The 23,009-nt window shown below is 36.7% G+C and carries 24 protein-coding genes; 7 read left to right on the forward strand and 17 right to left on the reverse strand.

Going from position 1 to position 23,009, the window contains the following annotated elements; all coding sequences use genetic code 11:
• Positions 1 to 22: 22 nt before the first annotated feature.
• Entirely contained in the window at positions 23 to 391 is a 369-nt protein-coding gene (locus G8O30_RS07870) for an NADH dehydrogenase subunit 3 (RefSeq protein WP_239674419.1), read from the forward strand.
• Between the two features lie 3 nt (positions 392 to 394).
• Positions 395 to 901 carry an endolytic transglycosylase MltG gene (locus tag G8O30_RS07875; RefSeq protein ID WP_239674420.1) on the forward strand — a complete coding sequence of 169 codons (507 nt, stop codon included), beginning with the start codon at positions 395 to 397 and terminating at the stop codon, positions 899 to 901.
• A gap of 224 nt (positions 902 to 1,125) precedes the next feature.
• Here G8O30_RS07875 and phoU read toward each other — a convergent pair whose 3' ends face one another.
• The 10 genes from phoU to G8O30_RS07925 all read right to left on the reverse strand — a co-directional run bounded on the left by phoU (position 1,126) and on the right by G8O30_RS07925 (position 12,285).
• The gene (gene phoU / locus G8O30_RS07880) at positions 1,126 to 1,785 is read right to left on the reverse strand and encodes a phosphate signaling complex protein PhoU (protein WP_239674421.1); all 660 of its coding nucleotides are present in this window, start codon (positions 1,783 to 1,785) and stop codon (positions 1,126 to 1,128) included.
• A 110-nt stretch (positions 1,786 to 1,895) separates the two neighbouring features.
• Positions 1,896 to 2,732, reverse strand: a complete 837-nt coding sequence (pstB, locus tag G8O30_RS07885) for a phosphate ABC transporter ATP-binding protein PstB (protein WP_239674422.1) — start codon at positions 2,730 to 2,732, stop codon at positions 1,896 to 1,898.
• 31 nt (positions 2,733 to 2,763) lie between these two features.
• Complete coding sequence (gene pstA / locus G8O30_RS07890) at positions 2,764 to 3,645, reverse strand: phosphate ABC transporter permease PstA (protein WP_239674423.1); 882 nt, start codon at positions 3,643 to 3,645, stop codon at positions 2,764 to 2,766.
• The gene (pstC, locus tag G8O30_RS07895) at positions 3,645 to 4,595 is read right to left on the reverse strand and encodes a phosphate ABC transporter permease subunit PstC (protein ID WP_420844606.1); all 951 of its coding nucleotides are present in this window, start codon (positions 4,593 to 4,595) and stop codon (positions 3,645 to 3,647) included. The genes pstA and pstC overlap by 1 nt, the downstream gene beginning before the upstream one ends.
• A gap of 78 nt (positions 4,596 to 4,673) precedes the next feature.
• Positions 4,674 to 5,633, reverse strand: coding sequence for a PstS family phosphate ABC transporter substrate-binding protein (locus G8O30_RS07900; RefSeq protein WP_239674424.1), 960 nt, complete (start codon positions 5,631 to 5,633; stop codon positions 4,674 to 4,676).
• Between the two features lie 212 nt (positions 5,634 to 5,845).
• Entirely contained in the window at positions 5,846 to 7,993 is a 2,148-nt protein-coding gene (locus G8O30_RS07905) for a peptidoglycan D,D-transpeptidase FtsI family protein (RefSeq protein ID WP_239674425.1), read from the reverse strand.
• A gap of 82 nt (positions 7,994 to 8,075) precedes the next feature.
• A complete protein-coding gene (locus tag G8O30_RS07910) occupies positions 8,076 to 9,281 on the reverse strand; it encodes an MFS transporter (RefSeq protein WP_239674426.1) in 1,206 nt (401 codons plus the stop codon).
• Between the two features lie 161 nt (positions 9,282 to 9,442).
• Positions 9,443 to 10,048, reverse strand: coding sequence for a superoxide dismutase (locus G8O30_RS07915; RefSeq protein ID WP_239674427.1), 606 nt, complete (start codon positions 10,046 to 10,048; stop codon positions 9,443 to 9,445).
• 101 nt (positions 10,049 to 10,149) lie between these two features.
• A complete protein-coding gene (locus G8O30_RS07920) occupies positions 10,150 to 10,635 on the reverse strand; it encodes a DUF456 domain-containing protein (RefSeq protein WP_239674428.1) in 486 nt (161 codons plus the stop codon).
• Between the two features lie 12 nt (positions 10,636 to 10,647).
• The gene (locus G8O30_RS07925; RefSeq protein ID WP_239674429.1) at positions 10,648 to 12,285 is read right to left on the reverse strand and encodes a Na/Pi cotransporter family protein; all 1,638 of its coding nucleotides are present in this window, start codon (positions 12,283 to 12,285) and stop codon (positions 10,648 to 10,650) included.
• A 127-nt stretch (positions 12,286 to 12,412) separates the two neighbouring features.
• On the opposite strand from G8O30_RS07925, the gene G8O30_RS07930 reads away from it, so the two are divergent.
• Positions 12,413 to 13,198: a DUF1189 domain-containing protein gene (locus G8O30_RS07930; RefSeq protein ID WP_239674430.1), complete on the forward strand. Its 786-nt coding sequence runs from the start codon at positions 12,413 to 12,415 to the stop codon at positions 13,196 to 13,198.
• On the opposite strand, the gene G8O30_RS07935 is transcribed toward G8O30_RS07930, so the two are convergent.
• Together G8O30_RS07935 and G8O30_RS07940 are read right to left on the reverse strand one after the other, a co-directional pair.
• Complete coding sequence (locus tag G8O30_RS07935) at positions 13,195 to 14,970, reverse strand: methyl-accepting chemotaxis protein (protein WP_239674431.1); 1,776 nt, start codon at positions 14,968 to 14,970, stop codon at positions 13,195 to 13,197. The two genes, G8O30_RS07930 and G8O30_RS07935, sit on opposite strands and share 4 nt — an antisense overlap.
• Positions 14,971 to 15,051: 81 nt before the next feature.
• Positions 15,052 to 16,245 (reverse strand): MFS transporter, encoded by a 1,194-nt coding sequence (locus G8O30_RS07940; RefSeq protein WP_239674432.1) that lies wholly within the window; start codon positions 16,243 to 16,245, stop codon positions 15,052 to 15,054.
• Between the two features lie 80 nt (positions 16,246 to 16,325).
• On the opposite strand from G8O30_RS07940, the gene G8O30_RS07945 reads away from it, so the two are divergent.
• Positions 16,326 to 16,658 (forward strand): LysM peptidoglycan-binding domain-containing protein, encoded by a 333-nt coding sequence (locus tag G8O30_RS07945; protein ID WP_239674433.1) that lies wholly within the window; start codon positions 16,326 to 16,328, stop codon positions 16,656 to 16,658.
• A 116-nt stretch (positions 16,659 to 16,774) separates the two neighbouring features.
• On the forward strand, positions 16,775 to 17,884 hold the full coding sequence (gene ispG, locus G8O30_RS07950; protein WP_239674522.1) for a flavodoxin-dependent (E)-4-hydroxy-3-methylbut-2-enyl-diphosphate synthase: 1,110 nt from the start codon (positions 16,775 to 16,777) through the stop codon (positions 17,882 to 17,884).
• A gap of 102 nt (positions 17,885 to 17,986) precedes the next feature.
• Here the strand turns inward: ispG and G8O30_RS07955 are convergent, their stop codons facing one another.
• Complete coding sequence (locus G8O30_RS07955; protein ID WP_420844616.1) at positions 17,987 to 18,316, reverse strand: hypothetical protein; 330 nt, start codon at positions 18,314 to 18,316, stop codon at positions 17,987 to 17,989.
• A 263-nt stretch (positions 18,317 to 18,579) separates the two neighbouring features.
• Here G8O30_RS07955 and G8O30_RS07960 point away from each other — a divergent pair, with 263 nt between their 5' ends.
• Entirely contained in the window at positions 18,580 to 19,146 is a 567-nt protein-coding gene (locus G8O30_RS07960; RefSeq protein ID WP_239674435.1) for a 5' nucleotidase, NT5C type, read from the forward strand.
• 491 nt (positions 19,147 to 19,637) lie between these two features.
• On the opposite strand, the gene G8O30_RS07965 is transcribed toward G8O30_RS07960, so the two are convergent.
• The 4 genes from G8O30_RS07965 to G8O30_RS07980 all read right to left on the reverse strand — a co-directional run bounded on the left by G8O30_RS07965 (position 19,638) and on the right by G8O30_RS07980 (position 22,662).
• Positions 19,638 to 20,057 (reverse strand): Fur family transcriptional regulator, encoded by a 420-nt coding sequence (locus G8O30_RS07965; protein WP_239674436.1) that lies wholly within the window; start codon positions 20,055 to 20,057, stop codon positions 19,638 to 19,640.
• An 18-nt stretch (positions 20,058 to 20,075) separates the two neighbouring features.
• Complete coding sequence (locus G8O30_RS07970; protein WP_239674437.1) at positions 20,076 to 20,906, reverse strand: metal ABC transporter permease; 831 nt, start codon at positions 20,904 to 20,906, stop codon at positions 20,076 to 20,078.
• Entirely contained in the window at positions 20,903 to 21,682 is a 780-nt protein-coding gene (locus G8O30_RS07975) for a metal ABC transporter ATP-binding protein (RefSeq protein WP_239674438.1), read from the reverse strand. Before G8O30_RS07975 ends, G8O30_RS07970 begins: the two co-directional genes overlap by 4 nt.
• Before the next feature lie 104 nt (positions 21,683 to 21,786).
• Entirely contained in the window at positions 21,787 to 22,662 is an 876-nt protein-coding gene (locus G8O30_RS07980) for a YitT family protein (protein ID WP_239674439.1), read from the reverse strand.
• Positions 22,663 to 22,734: 72 nt separating this feature from the next.
• Between G8O30_RS07980 and G8O30_RS07985 the strand changes: the two genes are divergently transcribed.
• A complete protein-coding gene (locus G8O30_RS07985) occupies positions 22,735 to 22,989 on the forward strand; it encodes a DUF2624 domain-containing protein (protein ID WP_239674440.1) in 255 nt (84 codons plus the stop codon).
• Positions 22,990 to 23,009 lie beyond the last annotated feature (20 nt).

Consider the following 23,009-nt stretch of genomic DNA (forward strand, 5'->3'; position numbering starts at 1 on the left):
GACGAAGAGAGGAAGAAAGCAATTGGTTAACACCACGATTATCATCATTCTACTTTCTTTATCTGTCATTCTTTTTGTAATTTCATTTTTTTTGCGAGATTCAACGAAAGATGTACGAAAAGAATTAGATGAAGTATCTATGCAAGTATTACAAGAAAGTTACTTACTAAAGAAGCGAGTAAAAGTACTCGAAGAAGAAATTATGGCTGGTGAAATAAACACTGTTACACCTTCACAAAGCAAATCCTCTAAAGAGATTAATGAAGTGCTACGTAATCAAGTCATTGCCTTACACAAACAAGGTCTTTCGGTAGATCAAATAGAAAAGCAATCAGCACTTGCACCTTCTCAAATTGTACAAATCATTAAAACAGTCGAGAAAAGGGGATAACTAATGAAAAAATGGATACAAGGAGTAGCAGTTGGACTACTACTATCCTCCCTGCTTCTCTTTATTTTTGCTGCTGATAATAAGCCTGTAAACGAAGAAGAAATTAAATCCTCCTTAGCTGATGAGCAATTAAAGGAACTTGCGTCTTTAAAGGAAGAAAACAACTTACTTAGGCTAGAGGTTACGGAGTTGAAGTCGCAGCAATTAGACTTACCGCCTGTGGAAGAAACTACAGAAGAAGATACTACAGTGGAAGCTTCTGAAGCAGAAGAGCAAGCTGAAACAGAGACACAATTAACGCCGATACAATTTGCTTCCGGAGAAACAACCAGTGATTTAGCAAGTAAACTCGCTCAAATGGGATTCATTTCATCTGAAAATGAGTTCTTATCATTGTTAGAAGAGACTGGTAAAGCTGGGCAAATTAGAACTGGAACGTATCAAGTAAGTAAAGATATGTCGATTGAAGAAATCGCATTCGTGTTTATTAGACGTCCATCATCTTATTAAGATGATATATCAAGAAGATCACTCGCTAGGTGCTTGCCGGGTGATCTTTTTGTTTTGGGTTGCTGTGGGATTTAATTAACTAGTGCGCTTGAGTGGCTGCTTCTCTCCTTGAGCACGCGTTATTCATTTATCGTGTGCTCTAGACTCACTTCTCGCTACCTTGAGCACACGTAATTCTTTAATCCAACAAAAAAGTTGCCCGACATTGCCGGACAACTTTTTTCTTACTTATTTAAATCATAATGTCTACCTTTAACAAGGTAAAATACATTCTCTGCAATGTTCGTTGCGTGATCACCTGCGCGCTCTAAATAACGACAAATAAATGACAACTGAGTAATTTGTGCAATATCTTCAGGACGCTCTTTCGTTAAAGTTAAAAGCTCTTGAATTGTTTGTCCATATAAAGCATCAATTTCATCATCAATCTCCGCAATTTCTTTCGCTTTGACAACATCCTCTTCATTAAACGCCTCTACTGTTAACAAAATCATCTTAGAAGCATGACCATACATTGCACGAATATGTTCAATAGGCTTAATGAGAGGGCCATTCCCAATACGAATAGTTGACTTAGCAATGTTTACAGCATAGTCAGCAATACGCTCTAAGTCAGACGCAATTTTGATAGCAACAATGATACGTCGAAGGTCTGTTGCAACTGGTTGTTGCTTTGCAATTAATAGAATTGCTAAATCATTAATTTCTTCTTCTAAATCATCGGCACGATAGTCATTTTCCATGACAGCCAATGCCGCTTCCACGTCTAAATTATCTAATGATCTGATAGCGTCGTTTAACGCACCTAATGCTACATGACTTAACTCATTTAAAAGGTTCTGAAGTTCTTTTAAATCCAAATCAAATTGTCCACGAATACTCATAGTAGGTCCCTCCAGTTATAAATGTATCTTGTGTCGAATTATATAGGTAATATTCTAACTAATCAAACTATAGTTAAATGCGCACACTTTTTTCAGTGTGCGCACAACTATTAACCGAAACGACCACTAATGTAATCTTCTGTACGCTTATCAGTAGGATTAGAGAAAATCTTATCCGTTTGGTCAAACTCAATAACTTCTCCATTTAAGAAGAAAGCAGTTTTGTCAGAAATACGAGCAGCTTGTTGCATGTTATGAGTAACAATAATGATGCTATAATCTTTCTTCAAGTCTTGAACCAATTCTTCTACCTTTAAAGTGGAAATAGGGTCTAGAGCAGAAGTAGGCTCATCCATTAAGATAACGTCTGGCTCAATCGCTAAACAACGAGCGATACAAATACGTTGTTGTTGTCCACCAGAAAGTCCATAAGCGTTTGTGTTTAGACGATCTTTTACTTCATCCCAAATTGCTGCACCACGAAGAGATTTTTCTACAATCTCATCTAACACTTTCTTATTCTTAATACCATGGATTCTTGGTCCATAAGCGATGTTGTCATAAATAGATTTTGGGAAAGGATTTGGTTTTTGGAATACCATACCTACTTTTGTTCTTAAGTCTTCTACTTTATATGCTTTATCAAAAATGTTATGCCCACGGTATATAATCTCACCAGATGTCTTTACTGTAGGAACCATTTCTACCATTCTGTTCAACGTTTTAATATACGTTGATTTACCACATCCAGATGGCCCAATGATCGCTGTTACCTCATTTTCCATAATATCAAAGTCAACATTTTTCAACGCATGGTGGTTACCGTACCATAAGTTAAGCTGTTTTGTTTGATATACTGCTTGTCTAGAATCAGTTGTATTGTTCACGTTTGTTTCTTTTACGATATCTTTTAAGTTGTTTTTTAATTCATTAGTTGCTGTTGTCATCTTGAAAGTCCTCCTTCATCCTACCCCAGGATTAGTAACGATTTGCATATTTATTTCGAATATATACTGCAACTGAGTTCATCACAATTAAAAATACTAACATTACTAAAATTGCGGCTGCAGCGATTTCTTGGAAAGCTTCTTGTGGACGACCAGTCCAGTTATAAATCTGCATAGGTAACGCTGTAAAATTACTCAATACGCTACTTGGTAAAGAAGTAATAAATGCAGGGATACCAATTACGATAAGTGGAGCAGTTTCTCCCACTGCGCGAGATAAAGCAAGTATGGATCCAGTTAGGATTCCAGGTACAGCACTCGGAAGTACCACACGCAAGATTGTTTGCCATTTCGTAGCTCCCATACCGTAAGAAGCTTCACGTAACTCTTTCGGTACAGCTCGAATAGCTTCTTGTGATGCGACAATAATAACGGGCAAAATAAGTAAGCTCATTGTGAAAGCTGCCGCTAAGATACTTACACCAAAACCTAATAAACGAACAAACACAGTTAATCCTAGTAATCCGAAAACAACAGAAGGAACCCCTGCTAAGTTGGAAATATTTACTTGAATTAAATTTGTAAGCTTATTTTTCTTTGCATATTCCTCTAAATAAATAGCTGTACCTACTCCAAGAGCAAAAGAAATAACAATTGTTGATATCATTAACCATATAGATCCAATTAATGCAGCTTTAATTCCTGCTTGCTCTGGTCGGCGTGATGCAAAATTGTTAAAGAAATCCCATGTTAAGTGACTATATCCTTGAGTGAATATTCTTCCTAAAAGCACTACTAAGACAACTAATCCAAATAGTGTAGCCAAAAAGAAGATTCCCTTTAATATGGAGTTCTTCGTTAAACGAGAAGACATATTTTTAGAGACTTTGTCTTTATCGATAAATTTAGTCATTAGTATTCCTCCCTAAAGCGCTTCGAGATAAACTGAGCAAGCATGTTCATTGCTAGAGTAAATAAGAATAATGTAAATCCAACAGAATAGATACTGTAGTATTTAATTGTTCCGAACCCTGCATCCCCAGTTGTCACTTGTGCGATATAGGCAGTCATTGTTTGAATGGAATCTGTAACACTCCAGTCGGCATTAGGTGTAGATCCACCCGCAACGGTAACAATCATTGTTTCACCAATTGCACGTGAGATTGCAAGTACAATTGATGCTACGATTCCAGACATAGCCGCTGGTAAAACAATTTTCAGTGCAACTTCTAACCTTGTAGATCCCATAGCTAACGCACCTTCACGAATTGCTTTTGGTACTGAGCTCATTGCATCTTCTGATAGAGAAGCAATCATAGGAATGATCATAACACCAACAATCAGACCTGGACTTAATGCATTAAACGTAGAAAGTTCAGGAATGAAGTTTTTTAATAAAGGTGTTAGGAAGGTTAAAGCAAAGAAACCATAAACAATTGTAGGAATACCTGCAAGAACCTCTAGTACAGGTTTAATGACACGTCTAACATTATCACTTGCATATTCACTCAAATATATAGCTGAAGCTAGACCAATTGGAACTGCTAAAACAGTTGCTATAAATGCAATTTTCAGCGTACTTAACACTAATGGCCACACCCCATATGATCCATTAGCTTCAGAAAACGGATACCACTCCGTAGAAGTTACGTATTCTATAATAGAAACGGAACCAAAGAAAGTAATTGTTTCAAAAATTAAAGTAAGAACAATTCCGACTGTTGTAAGCACTGAAATTGCAGCCAGTAAAAAGAGTGCAACAGGTACAATTTTCTCTACAGATTGAGAAACATTCTTTTTAGACTTATTTTCTGCAATCATCTTTTGCACAGACATGGCTTTTGTAGAATTACTATTAGCCAAAGTAAAAACCCCTTTCATCCACATAACAAGATGAGAAGACACACGTAGGTGCTTCTCATCTTTCTTTATAATTGTTAATTAGCGAAGACCTTCAATAGTTTCTAATTGCTCATCATACTTTTCTTGAGGAAGGGATACATATCCTACTTCTTCAGCAAGCATACCAGCATTCTCAAGTAAGAACTTTACATATGCATATGTTAAGTCTTCTTTAACCGCTGAGTTAACTACGTAAGAGTATAGTGGACGAGAAAGTGGAGCATATTCACCAGACTCAATTGTTTCATTTGTAGGCTCAACAGGTCCGTTACCTCCATCAACTGGAACAACTTTCAAATTATCTTTATTTTCTAGGTAGTATGCATATCCGAAGAAACCAATTGCATTCTTGTCACCTGTTACACCTTGTACAAGTACGTTATCATCTTCAGATAGTGTAGCACCCTTGTTGATTTGCTCATCTTCTAGGACTACTTCATTGAAGTAGTCATATGTTCCAGAATCAGTTCCTGGAGAATAGAATACGATTTCTTCTTCAGGCCATCCTTCACGCACATCAGCCCAAGTAGTAGCTCCACCGTCTACCCACATTTTCTTCAATTCATCAACTGTTAAAGAATCTACCCAATCATTTTCTTTATTAACTACTACTGATAAACCATCGTAAGCAAGCTCAAGTTCAGTAACTTCCTTACCGTCAGCTTTAATTGCTTCAATCTCTTCGTCTTTAATAGGACGAGATGCATTTGAGATCATGATTTCGCCGTTAATTAGCTTTTCAAACCCACCACCAGAACCAGAGAATCCAACTGTTACTTCAGCTCCTGGGTTAGCAATTTGGAATTCTTCTACAACACCTTCAACGATTGGATAAACTGTAGATGATCCGTCGATGTTTAATGTTCCAGATACTTCTGAACCACCGTTTTCAGAACCGTTATCACCTGTTTGAGAAGTTTCTTCTCCGCCACCACATGCAGCAAGCATTAGTGCAGAACCAATCATTGTAGACATTGCTAAGTACTTAACGTTTTTCATTTCCATAATTCCCCCTAAGAATCTTGGTTATTTGTCCTACAAGAGTAAATATACTGGACGACTATTAATAACGCATTAATCGAATGTAAAGCTTTTGTAAATTTCGACTGTATTCGATTTTTTTTGCATAATATCTACATCGTCTATCTTAGTATTTACTCAAATAAAAAAAACATAACACCTTCTTATAAAAGTGTTATGTCTAGAATGTTTCATGATTCTTCTATAGGTGTAGGCTCTTCTTGGTCATCGCTGTCTTCTTGAATAGGCTCTCCGTTTTGTCTTTTTTCTTTTAATTCAAAGTATTTATCTAAAATTTGCTGACCTACTCGATTACTCGTAGGGGTTGACTGTGAGTCTCTTTGATATAACCAAGGGACCACAACGGAGAATGCTACTTCTGGATTGTTATGTGGTGCATAACCAGCTAACGTTAAATTCCACGTTTCCACAAGACCCTTTCCTTCTTTCAATAACTCTTCACGTTTTGGGCCATCATAAAACGCTTGAGCAGTTCCCGTTTTTCCTGCTGGTAGATAATCTTTTGAACCGAAGTAGCTATATGCCGTACCACCTTGTTCTTGCATAACTTGACGTAAACCTTCTTTTACTCGATCTATATTTTCGGTAGGCATGTCTACACGATTTAGGACGGTGGGTTGAATTTCTCGCACTACTGGACCCAGGGACTCATTTCCTGGAATCGGCTCATGGATTGATTTTACCACTCTAGGAGCTACACGATATCCACCATTTGCTATCGTCGAAATATACTGTGCCAATTGTAATGGCGTGTATGTGTCATACTGTCCAATAGATAAGTCAAGTATAAAACCCGGACTAGTACCTTGACCGGTAAAACCAATTTGTTCTCCTGGTAAATCTATTCCTGTTCGAACACCTAATCCAAATTGGGCAAAGTTTTCTCTCATTACGTTAAACGTACTTGTTCTGATACGTAATGGCTGGTTGTATTGATAATTTCCCCCTCCCATTGCTATAGCGGTTTTAAACATATACACATTGGAAGAGCGCTTTAAGGCTGTTAAATCGTTAATATTCCCCATATTAACATAGGAGGATTTTTCAGGAGTACCTTTAATTTTTAATGGTGTGTCTAACAGTACTTGTCCTGGGGTAATAGATCCAGTTTGGTAACCAGTTAGGACAGTAGCCGCTTTAATGGAGGACCCTACATTATAGGAAGTCGTAAAGTTTCCAGATGCAAAGTCAATTAGACCAGGTTTACCGGTTTCTTCGTCTAATACATATTGCTTACCAGACATCGCAAGAACTTCACCCGTATTAGGATCCATCATTGTTACGAAGATACGGTCAAAAAGCTCATGACCTGGCTCAGATTTTACATCCATTAATTCTTTACTAATAATTTCATCCACAGCAAGCTGTAAATCCATATCTATCGTAAGCTTTAAGTCTTTTCCTCGTTGACCATCCATAATGACTTCTGATTCTACTACAGCTCCAGATCGATCTGTTACATTCTTCACTTTTTGTTTTTGCCCTTGAAGAACATCTTCATATTGCGCTTCAATGTAACTCAATCCTACCCGATCGTTTCGACTATACCCTTTTGCCAAATATTCATCTAAAAGTTCTACAGGAATACCTTGGTCAGAGGAAGATACTCTACCTAAAATAGATCGTAGTGTATTCTCAAACATATATTTTCTTTCCCAGTCAGTAGTAGATTCTACTCCCGGCAATGATGTTAAATTCTCGGATACGACAGCAAATTCCTCTTGAGAAACATTTTCGTTTTTAACAGTCTGTGGCGTATGCGCATATCCCGAAATCATATCTCGATAAATCGCAAGAACTTCTAATTCATTTTCTGTAAACGAATTTAAATTTTCTTCTGTGATTCTATCTAGCTGTAATTGGTATAACTTCTTATCTTTTTCTTCATCTTCTTCCAGAGCTTTTTCATCCGCTTCCGTAATTAACGCTTCTGCTTTTTCAGGATTTTTTATTAACCAATAATCTTGTAAATCACGTTTTTGGATCTTGCTTGTATCTTTCTCAATATATGTAGCAAGAGTTTCCGCAACTTCTAGCATTTCTTGTTGATTTAACGTTTTATTGTTTGTAAAGGTAACAGCATTTCTAGGTTCGTTATCCACGATTAACTGTCCATTACGATCATATATCTTCCCTCGAGGAACAGGTGTATTGACGGTGACATCTTCCGTTCGTTGAATCTCTCTTGTATAATCCTCACCATATACGATTTGGATCACTCCTAAACGTAAAATAAGTCCAGAAAACAAAAGAAATACGGCTAAAAATAACAGATTTAACCGTAACGACACATGATTTTTTTTCTTTTTGTTATTCAATTACTATTCAACCCTCTCCTCAAACTCTTTCTTTAGTGTAAAAGAAATCATTCAGGAATTCCAGCGATAATACATACTATTTCTATACTTTAACCCGCCTCATAAAGAAATAAATCCATGTATGTCCAGAACCGATAATTAATAGTAAATATGGTAAACTTTTTGCTTCATCAAATACACCAACAGCAACGATAAATGCTAAGATAGAGGTGATCCTTCCTCCATTTAAAAATAACTCTCTTATTACGACATATTCAATTCGCTTTTCTCCAGCGTCTTTACTTTTTCCTATCACATCATAGGTCATGGATATATATGGTACTAATAAAAGCGGATATGCTACTGCTATACAAACTGCATAGATAATCAATTTCACAAAAGTCAAATCAAACAGTAGAAGGAAAATAACAGCATATAAAAGCATGCCACCAATCAACATTCCTTTTAAGCGAAATTTAGGCTTTAAAAATCTAGAGACCGCGTAATAAGCCACAAATGCAATCCCAGAGTTAACCAATCCAAAAGTTCCTAAAGCCAATTCACTTTCCGTCGTGATAAAGACAAATATAGATACAACAAATATAAATGTCCCTTCGCGAAGCCCTTGGAAGAAATGTGCCCACGTCACCATTCTCCAATTAATATTATTTTTTCTCTCTTTGAATACCGTAACTAAATCATATCTCCCTTTTGCTGGACGTGGCTTTAAAAAGAAACTTAATACAACCGCTATAGCAAATAGAAACAAGGATACAGAGAAAATTACTGTGTAGCCTGTGTTACCAACAAGACGTGCAATAACCCAACCTGCAAAAAATGGACCGACAATACCTCCAAATGATGTTAAAATCCCTAAAAACCCATTAAAAAAATCACGTGTTTCCGGTTCAGTGATTTCAAAAGTTAAAACATTAAAGGAAAGCCAATAAAAACCATACCCTGTACCTAACAGTGCACCAAACAAGAGCAAGTAACTTGAAGCATTTTCTTTAAGAAGCAAGACAACTATGTAAAAAATCGCTAGTGCTACTACACCAATCCGAAGCACTAAAACTCGATCAATTTTTTTCGCCCATCTACCAGCTAAAACAAATGTCAACGGTTGGAAGATGACAATTAACAAATTGTAAATACCCAGTTGAACATAGTCACCTGATTGTTTCCATATAAATACGTTCACAAATGTATTGGAAAGTGCAATGCTTAATGAATATAGACCACCTATCCATAATAATAAATAAAGATCTTTTGAAGGTTCTACGTCTCCTAACAGTCGAAATTTTTTCATTTTATCTGCTCCTTTCTGGAATGTTACGACCTTGTACGGAATTTAACTAGCTAATTCGTACATCCAGTCCGGTCTCATGTCTAGTGTAGTGTGAGGAGCAGAACATAAAATTATGCAAAAAACCTCTTTCTATTTAAGAAAGAGGTTTTTGACATATCATTTTATTTAGCGGAAGCGTAAAGCTTAGCAACCTCATCCCAGTTAACTACATTCCAGAAAGCTGAGATGTAGTCTGGACGACGGTTTTGGTAGTTTAGGTAGTATGCATGCTCCCATACATCTAATCCTAGGATTGGCGTTTTGCCATCCATTAATGGAGTATCTTGGTTCGGAGTACTTGTAACTTCAAGTTCTCCGTTAGAAACCACTAACCAAGCCCAACCAGAACCAAAACGAGTTGTTGCAGCTGCTTCGAATTCTTTTTTGAAGCTCTCTACACTACCAAATTTTGCATTAATTGCATCTAGTAGTTCACCAGAAAGCTCTGTAGCTGTTGGAGATAATAAGCTCCAGAATAAAGTATGGTTTGCGTGTCCACCACCATTATTTCGCACCGCAGTACGCACACCCTCAGGTAGTGCATTTAAATCAGAAACAAGCTCTTCAACAGATTTGCTTAGTAGCTCATCATGTCCTTGTAGCGCTTCGTTTAGTTTTGTTACATATGTGTTATGGTGTTTCGTGTGATGAATGTTCATCGTCTCTTTGTCGATATGAGGTTCTAGTGCATCATAAGCATACGGTAAATTAGGTAGTTCAAATGCCATGATAAATTCCTCCCTTAATATGTATTGTTTTACATTCTTAGCTTACCAAAGATAGGATAACCGTTCAATCATTACGCTTATACATCTTTCGGATGATTTTTTTAAACAAGTACCACGAAAAGGAAGTATCCAACCATGATTAGCTGAATAATTCCTTTCGTTACCACACTAGTTAAAAACCCAACAAGCGAACCTACACCTACTTTTACCGCTTCCGATATCGGTCGTTTATGTATAACTAATTCAGCAATTACTGCCCCAGCAAAAGGACCAATGAGAATCCCTAGTATCGGAATGATAAATGGCCCAATCAACAGCCCAATTGTACTTCCCCACATTCCTGCTTTTGTTCCACCAAACTTCTTTACTCCTACTAAATTAGATAACGTATCAGCACCTAGTAAAAGAATGAAAAGAAGACCTTGTATAATCCAAAATAATACGCCAAAAGGTTCAAAAGAAAACACGAAACCATAAAACAAAAAACCACCAAAAATAAAAATGACACTCGGTATTATTGGGTAAACCAAGCCTATAAACGCTATGGCAAATAGAAGTGATATGATAATCCACCAAATAACATCCAAATTACTTACCTCCTATAAATGCTTCGATTGTAGGACACCTTCAGCAATATTTGCTGAATGATCTCCAATTCTTTCAAGATTGTTTAACATATCTACAAACACTATGCCTGCTTGACCGTTACACTCTCCTCTATTCATTCGAATGATATGCCCCTTACGATACTTTCTTTCCATTAAATCTAATTTATCTTCCCCTTCTAATACAAGTCTAGCTTTCTGTTTATCATGAAAATCAAATGCATATAGTGCATTTTGAACATTTGCGATCGCTTGCGTAAACATATTCTCTAACTCTTCTTTCGCAGCTGGTGTTAGTCCTAATCTGCTATTCTGCGTTTCATCAATGAGTTCAATTATATTTTCTACGTGATCACCAATTCGCTCAAAATCACGAATACTCTCTAATAAATAAGAGTGCTTCTCTGATTCATTTAATGATAAGGGTACTGTCGAACACATGAACAAATAATCACTAATTTTTTTGTCTAACTCATTAATCTGTTCTTCCATCCTAGCAACAGAATCTGCTAATTTAGGAGAGTTGGTATCAAAATATTCTCTTGCTGTTTGTAGACTTTGCAGGGATAAGCTTCCCATCCGAACACACTCATTTTTGGCTTGACCAAGTGCAATGGATGGTGACTGCTCAATAAACAATGTATCCATTTCCAACGTCTTTTTATTTTCTTCTAGCTTTCCAAACACTTTTTCAACTGTATACACAATTAGACCAATAAAAGGAATGTGCAAAAGTACATTTGTTACATTAAAGATTCCATGAGCAAAAGCAATAGTCATTCTGGCATTTAAATTCCAAACATCTGCTGCTAAACTAACTACATGCAAATAGACAGGAAATAGTAAAAGGAATAAACACGTTCCAAAAATATTAAACCATACATGAAATAAAGCAACTCTCTTTGCTTTTAAGGAGGCACCTATAGAAGCTAAGACTGCAGTAATTGTCGTACCAACATTATCTCCTAATAAAATCGGTAAAGCATTCTCTATGTTCACTATTCTAGCTGCATATGCTTCTTGTAGAATTCCTATGGTAGCACTAGAACTTTGTAGAATAGCAGTAAATACAGCACCAATCACTACTCCAAAGAATGTTTGATTCATGCCATTTTCTAAGAAGAATGTAAATCTACCAAATGTAGCAACAGGTTCAAGTGAATTCCCCATTAACTCTAAACCATAAAATAGCGCTCCTATACTAAAAGCAACTTTCCCCCATGTCCCAATAACATTTTTCTTGTTTAAAATAAGTGCTATTGTACCAATTGCAATTAACCCTAGGGAATATTCTCCAAGATCTATTCCTATGAGGAATGCTGTCATCGTTGTTCCTATATTTGCTCCGAGAACGACCGCAATAGCCTGACGAAAAGAAAGTAAACCAGCACTAACCAGACCTACTGTAATGACTGTAGTGCCAGAACTCGATTGAATGGCTATAGTCAGTAACATTCCTGCCAATATCCCTTTTAACGGGTGGTCCGTCACACGATCTAAAATATGGCGAAGTCGGTAACCCGCCTGTTTTTGTAGCACTTCTATTAAATAGAATAATCCAAATAAAAAAATCCCTAATCCACCAGCAAAATATAGTAGAATAGTTTGTAATGATAGTTCTGGTAGTTCCATTTCATTCACCTACGTTATCTTTCAATTTCTCTTTTATTATGCGTAACCTATAGTGTAAAGTAAAGATTCCTAACGTAAATTATCATTTGTAAAAAAACAATAGGTATGCCACACTTGGAGGGAAGATATGTCCGTTTGGAAAGCATTTAGTAAAAGCATTTACTCCTTTAAGCACATCGGTATGTTTCGAATGTTACCTATAGGGAAAGCCATCTCACATTTGTTCCTATTACTTTTCATTACGAGCTTACCAGCAATAATTTATACGAGCATGATGACCTCTTCATTATCAGAGGTTGTCCCAAAAGCATTAAACGATTTCTCAAATGAACTGGTTATAAAAAATGGACAGTTAGAGTCTACCAAAGAAAAAGTGGAGATAGATGGTTGGACAATTAAAGTGGACCCTCTAGTTGAATTAGAAGAAACCTCTAGTGATTCCAGAAAGCTTATCCTCTCTAATGACTCCGTACATATATTTGATGGAAATAACAAACCTGTTCAAACTTTCTCTTATCAATTACTAGGTGGGAATGTGACTGGGGATCAAATATCCCAATATTTAGAGAGTGAAAAGGCAACATTTTGGATTATGTTAGGGATATTCTTTAGCATCTATTATCTGTTTATGACATTCTTGGCGTTTATTAAAGTTACGATTTTCTCCTGGATTACTACTCTAATTGGAACTTTTAGTAAACGAACGATACCATTTAGATTTGCCTTTAGAATAGCCACTTATTCCCTTACAATCCCAACTCTTTTGTATATGATCTTTGACATGCTCCAATGGGTTCCTCCTAGCATTATTGGACTAGCAATTCAATATGGATTATATCTCTTAGTAATCACACTTTCCGTGAATACTTTACCAAAACCGAAACATAAACAGACAAAAGCAGCTCTTAATTAAGAGCTGCTTTTTAATTCTTCTTCTATGTTATCGACTTCAAATTCAAAAGGTTCTATTAATGATGCTAATTCATTAGACACTTCTGATAGTTGCATTCCGATAGTATGTGTACCTTTCACATTCTCTAATTGTTTTTCAAATGCAGCTAACATTTGCTCACTACCTGCCAAAGTTTCTTGTGAAATAGATGCAAATGCTTCTGTCGATGTCTCTACTTCAGGGAGTACTTTTTGTAGATCTTCTACATAGTCCTGAGAAGTCTTTAAGTCTTTTGAGATAACGACTACTTCTTTTAACAACTGATTAAATGCTTCTCTACTTTTACTAGATTCCTCAAATTGTTTTTGAAATTTACTACTTAAGACAGAGAACTCATCTGCTGCGGATTGAGCGATGTATTCCATGTCTGTTATCGTTTCTGTTATACCTACAGTAGCAGATGTGGATTGTTCTGCGAGTTTTCTAACTTCATTTGCTACTACTGCAAAGCCTTTTCCAGCTTCCCCCGCTCGTGCTGCTTCGATAGCTGCATTTAAGGCTAAGAGCTTCGTTTGTTCTGCAATTTGATTAATAGTGGTAATGACGTGTCGAATTTCTAAAGAGTGATTCTTTACCCCTTGAATCGTATTAGCCATTTCGTTAAAGTCACCGACAAAGCTCTCTAATGTTTTCATCATCTCTTTTATTCGGTGATCACCAACGGTAGAAGATTCATTCATTCTATCGGCTGTTTGATAAATTATTTTCATGGAGTCGAAAATTTGCTGAACCGTTACTTTCATTTGATGAAAATTAGTTAAGCTTTTCTCTGATGTGGAAGCAGTTTGGTCTGCTCCTTGTTGAACCATTCGAACAGTTTCTACCATTATTTCGTTTTCTTCTAGTAAATGATGAGAGGATGATTGTAAAGTATCTCCCGTTTCGGTTAACTTTTTTGTCGTGTATTGAATATTTTGTAACAATGTTTTCATGTTTTCCATCATGGCAGTGAAACTTTTATTTAAAGATAGAATCTCTGGTAGGGATGTTTTTATATTGACTTCATCCACCATGTTTCCATCCCTCACACTTCTCATAATATTTCTTAAGTATTGAATTGGTTGGGTTATTGTTTGAACAAAGAAGAGTAAGACGATTGTTGCAATCACTAAGCAAATAATTACTGAAATCCCCATTACTTTTGCCATTTCATTTACTGGTTTCATGAATTGGTGTTGAGGAACAACAATGATATAGTGACCCTTTAGTTCCTGGATAGAATAGAAGGAAATCGTGTAAGGTATTCCACCTATTTCCGTATGTAAAGTACCTTTTCCGATAGATTCAATGTCTTCTATAACAGAATTAGAGAGAGTTACATTCGATCGCTCACTTACCTTATACGGACTTAACTTTCCATCCTTTAATAAGAAAAACTCACCACTAAGTCCATCTTGAGACATTAATGAATCTTGACTACGTACTACTTTTTCTACTTGCTTGGTAAAAGCGTCTTCATTCCCAACGTTTATCATGATTAAATTTTGAGCAATTTCATACATCATATGTACTTCTCGTTGGAGTCTATCTTCCATCATCGTTAAAGTAGATTGTTTGGAGTTTATATAAGAAATAATTCCTGTGCTTGCTCCTGTAAGTGTTAATAATAAGAATGTTACGGCAATCAATCTAAAGCGAATAGTAAAAATATCCTTTGTCTTTTCACTATGCTTTTTTCTTTTTTTCACCAAGTCCCAAAAACTTATCCCCTTAAACACATTAAACGCCTTCACTGATGTACCCCCTAAACCAAACTGTACTTCTATTGTCACAGAGAGATGTTAACTCAATGTAAAAATATTGTAATAAAACCGTTAATTTTCGGGAATAAAGACACTTTTTCGACAATTTTTTACCATAAAATAAAGAAGCAAACAGGTAATTAGAACTGTAACAACTAATAGTGTCGTCACAAATGAGTTATTAAACACCCTATTTGCTAATACAAAAGGACCTAGTGCAACTCCAAGAAAACGAGCAGCTCCATACAACCCAACCACTAATCCTCGCTCACGTCCGGAAACTACCGTCGTAATATGCTTGCTAAGTAACGGTAACAAGAACCCAATCCCACTGAAAATTAGTGTCGTGAAAAATAATATCCCACCTAAGGAGTGGACAAACAAAATTGGAACTGTACTAATGATCATAAGAATTCCACTTAATTTGTATAAAAATAATGAGTTTCCTGAACTGGATTTACCGTGTTTTCCTGCCCAATAAGACGTTAAAGATAGACTAGTAAGGGGAAATAAAAAAGCAGTTCCTTTTAGAAATCCATCTATTCGGTAGGTACTTTCTATTAAAAAAGATAGCCAATACAAGGTTGCAAAGATAAAAAAGAGAGAAAGACCTCCTAAACAGAATGGAACCCATATAGAAAAGAAGTGCTTTGTGACAACTTCTTTTACATTATTCCAATAGTGATTAGTGAACTCTACTTCTTGAGGTTTCTGATTCGGAACCGTAGCTTGAATAAAAAGTAGGGTTACCAATGTGACAATTGGAAACACAAAAAATACACCATACCAAACTGTTATTGCTGCTGTAGCACCAATTAAAGGAGAAACAACTTTCCCGATACTATTGGATACTTCAAGTAAACTCAATGCCTCTAGACGTTCTTGATCAATGAATAAATCTCCCACTAAACTCATAGCTAGAGGGGTTGTACCTGCTGCTGCAATACCTTGAATAACTCTGCCACTTAGTAGCCAAGGAAAACTTGGTGATGGTGCAATGGAAGCTAGCAAACAAATACAACTTCCTATTAACATAAGAACTAAAGAAGCATTAATCATGGCCTTTCTACTAACTCTGTCCGATATAAAAGAAATAAACGGAATAGCAATAGCTGCAGGAAAAGTAAATGCATGTAGAATTTGACTGGTTTCCTGATTAGTCAATAATAAAGCTGATTGAATGGTTGGAAGAACAGGTATTAACATAGAATTTCCAATGACCATTAAAAATGGTAATAAACTGATGGGAATTAAAATCTTTTTCATCCTTTTCTACCTTCTCTAGTTCTATTAATTTCATTACACTCATACTATTTACTAGAAACGCTAACAAAGGGTGTGATGTAATGACTAGACCAATTATGTGGATAGGTTGCCTAATACTTGTGTACTGTATTCTGTTTGATTTATCACGTGGTACTCTACCAATAGCATTTCCATCTAAACAGACTGTTGTTGCGAAAACAGTGCAATCAGCCGAAACACAAAGCTTGTCAACATACATGGAAGTAACCGTTCAACCTGGTGATACTGTGCTATCCCTCGTAGAAAAAAACCAAACAAATAATGCATCAGTTTCTATAAATAAACTAGTGGAGGATTTTAAAAAATTAAATCAAGGATTAGATCCATTAGCTATTCAACCAGGGAAAAAGGTATTTATTCCTATTTATCCATAAGGTTACGCAGTCTATTTCTTGTCATTCTCTACAATGACAAGTAAAATAAAGACGTATGTAAAGAGAATGATGGAACATGAAGATTTTATATAAAGGAGAGATTACCTTTGGGAGAAATTACTCATCGTACTAAAACACGTCCCGTAAAGGTCGGTCCATTAACTATTGGTGGAAATAATGAAGTAGTTATTCAAAGTATGACAACAACTAAAACACATGATGTAGAAGCTACAGTAGCAGAAATTAAACGCTTAGAAGAAGCAGGATGCCAAGTTGTACGTGTTGCCTGTCCAGACGAACGCGCAGCAAATGCAATTGCAGATATAAAGAAACAAATTAACATACCTTTAGTAGTAGATATTCACTTTGACTATAAACTAGCTCTGAAAGCGATTGAAGGCGGAGCAGATAAAATTCGTATTAACCCAGGTAACATCGGAAGACGAGAGAAAGTTGAGGCTGTTGTTAAAGCAGCCAAAGCAAAAGGTATCCCTATTCGTATCGGTGTAAATGCCGGTTCATTAGAAAAAAGAATTCTTGAAAAGTATGGCTACCCAACAGCTGATGGAATGGTCGAAAGTGCTCTTCATCACATTAAAATTCTAGAAGACCTAGATTTCCATGACATCATTGTTTCCATGAAAGCTTCTGATGTCAATTTAGCCATTGAAGCATATGAAAAAGCTTCAAAAGCGTTTGATTATCCACTTCACTTAGGTATTACTGAATCTGGAACTCTTTTCGCTGGAACAGTAAAGAGTGCTGCTGGATTAGGTGCTATCTTAAGTAAAGGAATCGGAAACACAGTTCGTATATCCTTAAGTGCAGATCCCGTAGAAGAAGTGAAAGTTGCACGTGAATTATTGAAATCATTTGGACTTGCAGCAAATGCTGCTACGCTAATTTCTTGTCCTACATGTGGACGTATTGAGATTGATTTAATTAGCATTGCAAACGAAGTAGAAGAATACATTTCTAAAATTAAAGCACCACTAAAAGTTGCTGTATTAGGATGTGCAGTAAACGGTCCAGGTGAAGCACGCGAAGCAGATATCGGCATCGCTGGTGCACGTGGAGAAGGATTATTGTTCCGTAAAGGGAAAACAGTTAGAAAAGTACCAGAGGAAACAATGGTGGAAGAACTGAAGAAAGAAATCGATTTACTTGCTGAAGAACATTACAGAAAAGTAGAAGAAGAGAAAAAAGCTGCTGAAGCTTTAAAATAATGTAACCTTGATATAAAGAAAGGAGATTCCACAAAACTGTGGGATCTCCTTTTACTTTTTAGAGTGCTTCCACGTTCTAAAAAGTTAATACGACGGGTGTTATCAGAAAAATGGTAAGATGAATAAACCAATGATAATGGATAAGGCACCTATACCAATTGCCCAAGAACCTAGCGCATGAGCACCTTTACGTCTTGCAACAAATCCAACAACAATTCCAGCTGCTCCAAATAGAACCGGAATAATGAACAGGGATAAAATGGAGAGTGCTAATGCCGTATAACCGTAGGCACGACCATGTTGCACTTCTTCTTCCACTTCATGATGTTCATGTACTCGTTCTGCCCCGATTGGTCGAACTGGTGCAGCGATTTCGGCTGCTGTTTCTTCAGCAAAATCCGACCGAACATCCTCTTCACGGAATGACTTCATCTCTTCATGTTCATGAAGATCACATTTTTCATACTCATGACGGTTTTCGTTCACGCTGATCGCCTCACTTTCAGTAGTTGGAAGCAATGTTAGTGTGTGTAGTTATGAGTCAGTTTATTTTGTTAATCCTTTACAATGAAGATCTTTGTATGCAACCCCCTTCTTAAAACCATTATCAGGAAACTATTTTTACTCTAATTCGATAATCGTAAGGCAGTACCTCACTGTTTTGTGGTAAACTATTGCACGAAGGAGTGTTATACATGAGAAAAAAAATTGGCATAGATATTGATGGTACTGTAACTAGTCCAAGCTCTTTAATTCCATATATAAATGAAAAATTCCAACGAGAGTTAACTTTAGACCAGCTGACGCAATATGATCTAGCAACATTACTTGAAATAGATCCAACTGAATTCAAAAAATGGTATCAATCTGTGGAAGCAGAAATATATGAGAATTCCCCAATAGTTGAAGGTGCTTTAGAAGTACTAAAGAAATGGGCAGAAGTAGCTGACTTGTATTTTATCAGTGCTCGTCCAAAATCAGTATTAGAAGTTACCAAGGCTTGGTTGGTAAAAGAAGGCGTCCCTCATCACCATATTGAATTAATCGGATCACATCATAAAGTGGAAACTGCTAAACGTCTAGGTGTATCCCTTTTCTTAGAAGATAAACATGATAATGCCGTTGATATCTCGAACGAGTGTGGAATTCCCGTTATTTTATTTTCCACTCCATACAACCAAGATCCAATTCCAGACAGCGTTCTGCGCATGTCATCATGGGAAGAAGCAGATGAATTTTTCCAAGGATGGGTTACTACCTAAAAATCTATACTTTTTTTAATTCAAAACAAGCTAAAAGGTACATTCAAAAAAAAGAATGTACCTTTTAAAATTAGATTCATGAAGCGGTAAAACAATATATCGTTGCAAAATTGATGCTTAAGTTAATTTATATTTGGGATTGGAGCGGAAGGGGACGACTCCTACGGGAAAGGTGGGTTACTGAGATCCCACAGGAGCGAGCTCTGTAGCGACGAGGAGGCATGTCTAGCTCCAGGTTCGCAGATGCTCGACAAACTCAGATGGCCCTGTGGTGGCTGCGGATGGACCTTCTGCTAAGAACCGGTGACATCACGTCACCAACGCAGAAGACAGTACGTCACGTACAAGCCCTCGGTCCCTCCAAGTTTGCTACCGCATCTAAACGCGAGCCTTACGCTTTTCGATACAGCAACCCGCCCCGTGGAAAGCGTGCCCCTGCAGCGGAAATCCCGGTGCAGTCACTTTTGGTTTTCGCGCGAGTGTCTTTATAATTATGACACCTGCGCACATTCCGGGCAGGCACCATATATTTCAAATTTATGACCAGTAACTTTATACTCTTCTAATTGCCCCGTCAACCACTCCATTGGACATAAGTGAATATGTTTAGTTTTCCCACATTCAAGGCAAATGAAATGGTGATGATGTTCTTCCGTTTCACAACTAAATCGAAAATGTCTCTCACCGTTTAGTTCTGTTTCTTCTAAGATTCCATGTTCCACAAATAAAGTTAAATTACGATAAATTGTATCAAAGCTTAATCCCGGATACTCTTTTTTCATGACATCAATCACATCTTTTGCAGTGATGTATTTATCATGTTTCGCAAAAATATCTAAAATTTGTTCTCTTTTCCCTGTATACTTGTACCCTTTGTCTTTTAATATGTCAAGAGCTCTTTCCACTTTCATGGAAGTTCCCCTTTCTCTTTAAGCACGTAGCTTCTGTACGAACAATACAATTAATAAGATGAAGATGGACATTACTACAATTGTACCACCTGGAGCTAAATCTAGGTAGTAAGCGGACACTAATCCACCTAATACAGAGATTTCTCCAAACAAAATAGAATAAAAAATTGTTTGCTTAAAGCCTCTAGCAATTCTCATACTAGCTGCAACAGGTAACGTCATTAAAGATGAAACTAACAGGATACCCACCACTCGCATACTTGCTGCAATAACTAATGCCACGAGTATAATAAAGACAAAATGTATGACTTTAGATGGAATTCCTGCTGCTTTCGCATGGTCTTCATCGAAAGATAAGACAAAAAGTTCTTTATATAAGAAAGTAATGACGACCAATACTAAAATTGCAACTGACATAATGGTATATACATCCGTCTTACTTACAGCACTGACGCTTCCAAATAAATAAGAGAATAAATCCGTATTAAAGCCGTCTGCTAAAGAGATAAATATAACACCTAGACCTATTCCACCTGATAGGATAATCGGGATTGCTAACTCTTGATAATGCTTGTAAGCAGAGCGGAGCTTTTCAATAAGTATCGCTCCAATTACGGAAAATGCCATGCCGAAGTAAAGCGGATTTAATCCTGTGAAAAACATTACTTTTTTAGATAAAAGTAAACTGGCCGCGATTCCTGCTAACGTCACATGACTAAGTGCATCAGCAATCAGAGACAGTCTTCTGACAACTACGAATGTTCCTAACAAAGGAGCAATTACCCCAATAATTATTCCCGTTAGAAAAGCATTTTGTAAGAACTCATAACGAAAAATGGACTCTATCATCTCTGTAACTCCTCCTCATGAACATGTTCATGTTGAAGAAGTTGCACTTCATGTCCATAAACACCTGACAAATCCCCTTGATCTAATTGCTCAAAATCATTAGAGGTTCCGTGGAAGTGAAGATGTTTGTGCAAACAAGCGACATGACTAACTCTGGTCGACACTGCCCCCATGTCATGTGTAACTAAAAGAAGCGTCATACCACTTTCTTTATTTAGTTGTTCCAACATTTGATAGAAAGCTTGTACGTGTTGGTGATCGATTCCAACAGTAGGTTCATCTAGAATCAGCACCTCTGGCTTACTGACGATCGCTCTAGCAATAAAGACACGTTGTTGCTGTCCTCCAGATAATTCTCCTATATTACGCTGTAGAAAATCAGACATTCCTACCGCTGAGATTGCATCTAAAATATCTTTTCGATACTTTTTCCCGATGCGTTGAAACAATCCTGCTTTTTTCACTAGACCTGAAGCAACTACTTCATATACAGTTGCAGGAAATCCGGTGTTAAAGGAATTAGCTTTTTGTGATACGTATCCGATCTTTTCCCAATGCTTAAATTCTTTCCGATCGTTCCCAAACCATTTTACCGTCCCTTTTTGTGGTGTTAACAAACCCAGAATAATCTTCAACATAGTAGATTTTCCTGAACCATTGGGCCCCACTAATGCCCAAAATTGCCCCTGATTAATCGTTAAATCTATATGTTCCAATACCCAATCGCGTTCATAGCGAAAGTATACATCTTTTAATTCCAAGATAGGTGAAGGCACTGCTCCCGCCTCCTTTATATTTTAATCAAATTCATTACGATTTAAAAAATAGAAACAAAAAAGAGTATACTAAACGATACTCTTCTTGTAAAGGAACTACTTTCTTAATGGATTTCTGACTTAAATCTTGCACCTTTTGTTTCTTGTGTATTCATTATGGTTAAAAAGGCGTTTGGATCTACATCCCCAACGATTGATTTTAGTTTGGTGACTTCTAATCTTGTTACTACTACATAAATAACATCTTTCTCGTTATCCGTATACCCACCCTTTCCTTTTAACTTTGTCGTCCCTCTACCTAAGCGGTCTAGTATGGCTTCTGAGACTTCATCGTATAGGTCAGATACAATAATGACAGCCTTCGTTTCGTCTAAGCCTTGTATAACCGTGTCAATGGCTTTAAAAGCAATATAATATGTCATAACGGAATACATCGCTTGTTCAGGTCCAAAAACAAATGCTGCCCAAATGAAAATAAAGATGTTCAGAAACATAACGAATTCCCCTACAGAAAAAGGTAATTTTTTCGTTAAGATAATTCCTAATATTTCTGTACCATCCATAGATCCACCATTCCGAATAACAAGTCCTACACCAATACCCAATATTAGCCCACCAAAAACAGTTGCAAGAATCGGTTGATCCGTAAAAGGTTCCGTGTGATGCAGTAGAGTTTCAATTATTGCTAGACAGACAATTCCAAAGATAGACGAAACCATAAACGTCTTTCCTATTTGTTTATACCCAGAGTACATAAATGGAATGTTTAGCACTACTACTAATACAGCAAAGCTCATCAATGGGACATCTTGAAATAAATAAGCAAGGATAAGAGAAATACCAATAATTCCACCATCAATAATATTATTAGGTACTAAAAACAGTTCAATAGATGCAGCTGCTAAACCAGCCCCTACAATAATCCAAAATAATCGTAAGAGCAGGTGTCCAATCGACTCTTTTTTATGTATTTTTTTCATCGTCTGCCTCCTTCATAAAATTGGTATGATTTTTTTACTTTCACATAGGTTGAAGGGAGAGGAGTGATTGATATGAAATTATTACAATCAGTAGTAAATAAAAAATTAAATTCTATCACTGGCCCTGACCTTCTTCGCTATGCTGCACAATATAATATTACCTTATCTCCAGCAAATGCGGAAAAGATTGCTAATCATTTTAGAGGAAAAAAAATCAATGTCTTTGATCCAAACGCTAGAATGACGGTTGTAAAAGAAATCGCGGCGCTTGCAGGAAATGATACAGCTAAGCAAGTGAATGATTTGATCTTGCAATTTACAAAGTAGAAAAAGGTAAGGATACTCAG

The sequence above is a fragment of the Mangrovibacillus cuniculi genome, from assembly GCF_015482585.1.
GTDB classification, from domain to species: domain Bacteria; phylum Bacillota; class Bacilli; order Bacillales; family R1DC41; genus Mangrovibacillus; species Mangrovibacillus cuniculi.

Bases quoted from the DNA above. Each gene is read 5' to 3' on its own strand.
- G8O30_RS07955 (WP_420844616.1), bottom strand. From the start codon at position 18,316: ATGAAGTCATTCCGTGAAGAGGATGTTCGGTCGGATTTTGCTGAAGAA.
- G8O30_RS07985 (WP_239674440.1), top strand. From the start codon at position 22,735: ATGAAATTATTACAATCAGTAGTAAATAAAAAATTAAATTCTATCACT.
- G8O30_RS07940 (WP_239674432.1), bottom strand. From the start codon at position 16,245: ATGAAAAAGATTTTAATTCCCATCAGTTTATTACCATTTTTAATGGTC.
- G8O30_RS07915 (WP_239674427.1), bottom strand. From the start codon at position 10,048: ATGGCATTTGAACTACCTAATTTACCGTATGCTTATGATGCACTAGAA.
- G8O30_RS07945 (WP_239674433.1), top strand. From the start codon at position 16,326: ATGACTAGACCAATTATGTGGATAGGTTGCCTAATACTTGTGTACTGT.
- G8O30_RS07910 (WP_239674426.1), bottom strand. From the start codon at position 9,281: ATGAAAAAATTTCGACTGTTAGGAGACGTAGAACCTTCAAAAGATCTT.
- pstB (WP_239674422.1), bottom strand. From the start codon at position 2,732: ATGACAACAGCAACTAATGAATTAAAAAACAACTTAAAAGATATCGTA.
- G8O30_RS07960 (WP_239674435.1), top strand. From the start codon at position 18,580: ATGAGAAAAAAAATTGGCATAGATATTGATGGTACTGTAACTAGTCCA.
- phoU (WP_239674421.1), bottom strand. From the start codon at position 1,785: ATGAGTATTCGTGGACAATTTGATTTGGATTTAAAAGAACTTCAGAAC.
- G8O30_RS07875 (WP_239674420.1), top strand. From the start codon at position 395: ATGAAAAAATGGATACAAGGAGTAGCAGTTGGACTACTACTATCCTCC.
- G8O30_RS07930 (WP_239674430.1), top strand. From the start codon at position 12,413: ATGTCCGTTTGGAAAGCATTTAGTAAAAGCATTTACTCCTTTAAGCAC.
- G8O30_RS07965 (WP_239674436.1), bottom strand. From the start codon at position 20,057: ATGAAAGTGGAAAGAGCTCTTGACATATTAAAAGACAAAGGGTACAAG.
- G8O30_RS07900 (WP_239674424.1), bottom strand. From the start codon at position 5,633: ATGAAAAACGTTAAGTACTTAGCAATGTCTACAATGATTGGTTCTGCA.
- pstA (WP_239674423.1), bottom strand. From the start codon at position 3,645: ATGACTAAATTTATCGATAAAGACAAAGTCTCTAAAAATATGTCTTCT.
- G8O30_RS07980 (WP_239674439.1), bottom strand. From the start codon at position 22,662: ATGAAAAAAATACATAAAAAAGAGTCGATTGGACACCTGCTCTTACGA.
- G8O30_RS07925 (WP_239674429.1), bottom strand. From the start codon at position 12,285: ATGGAACTACCAGAACTATCATTACAAACTATTCTACTATATTTTGCT.
- G8O30_RS07970 (WP_239674437.1), bottom strand. From the start codon at position 20,906: ATGATAGAGTCCATTTTTCGTTATGAGTTCTTACAAAATGCTTTTCTA.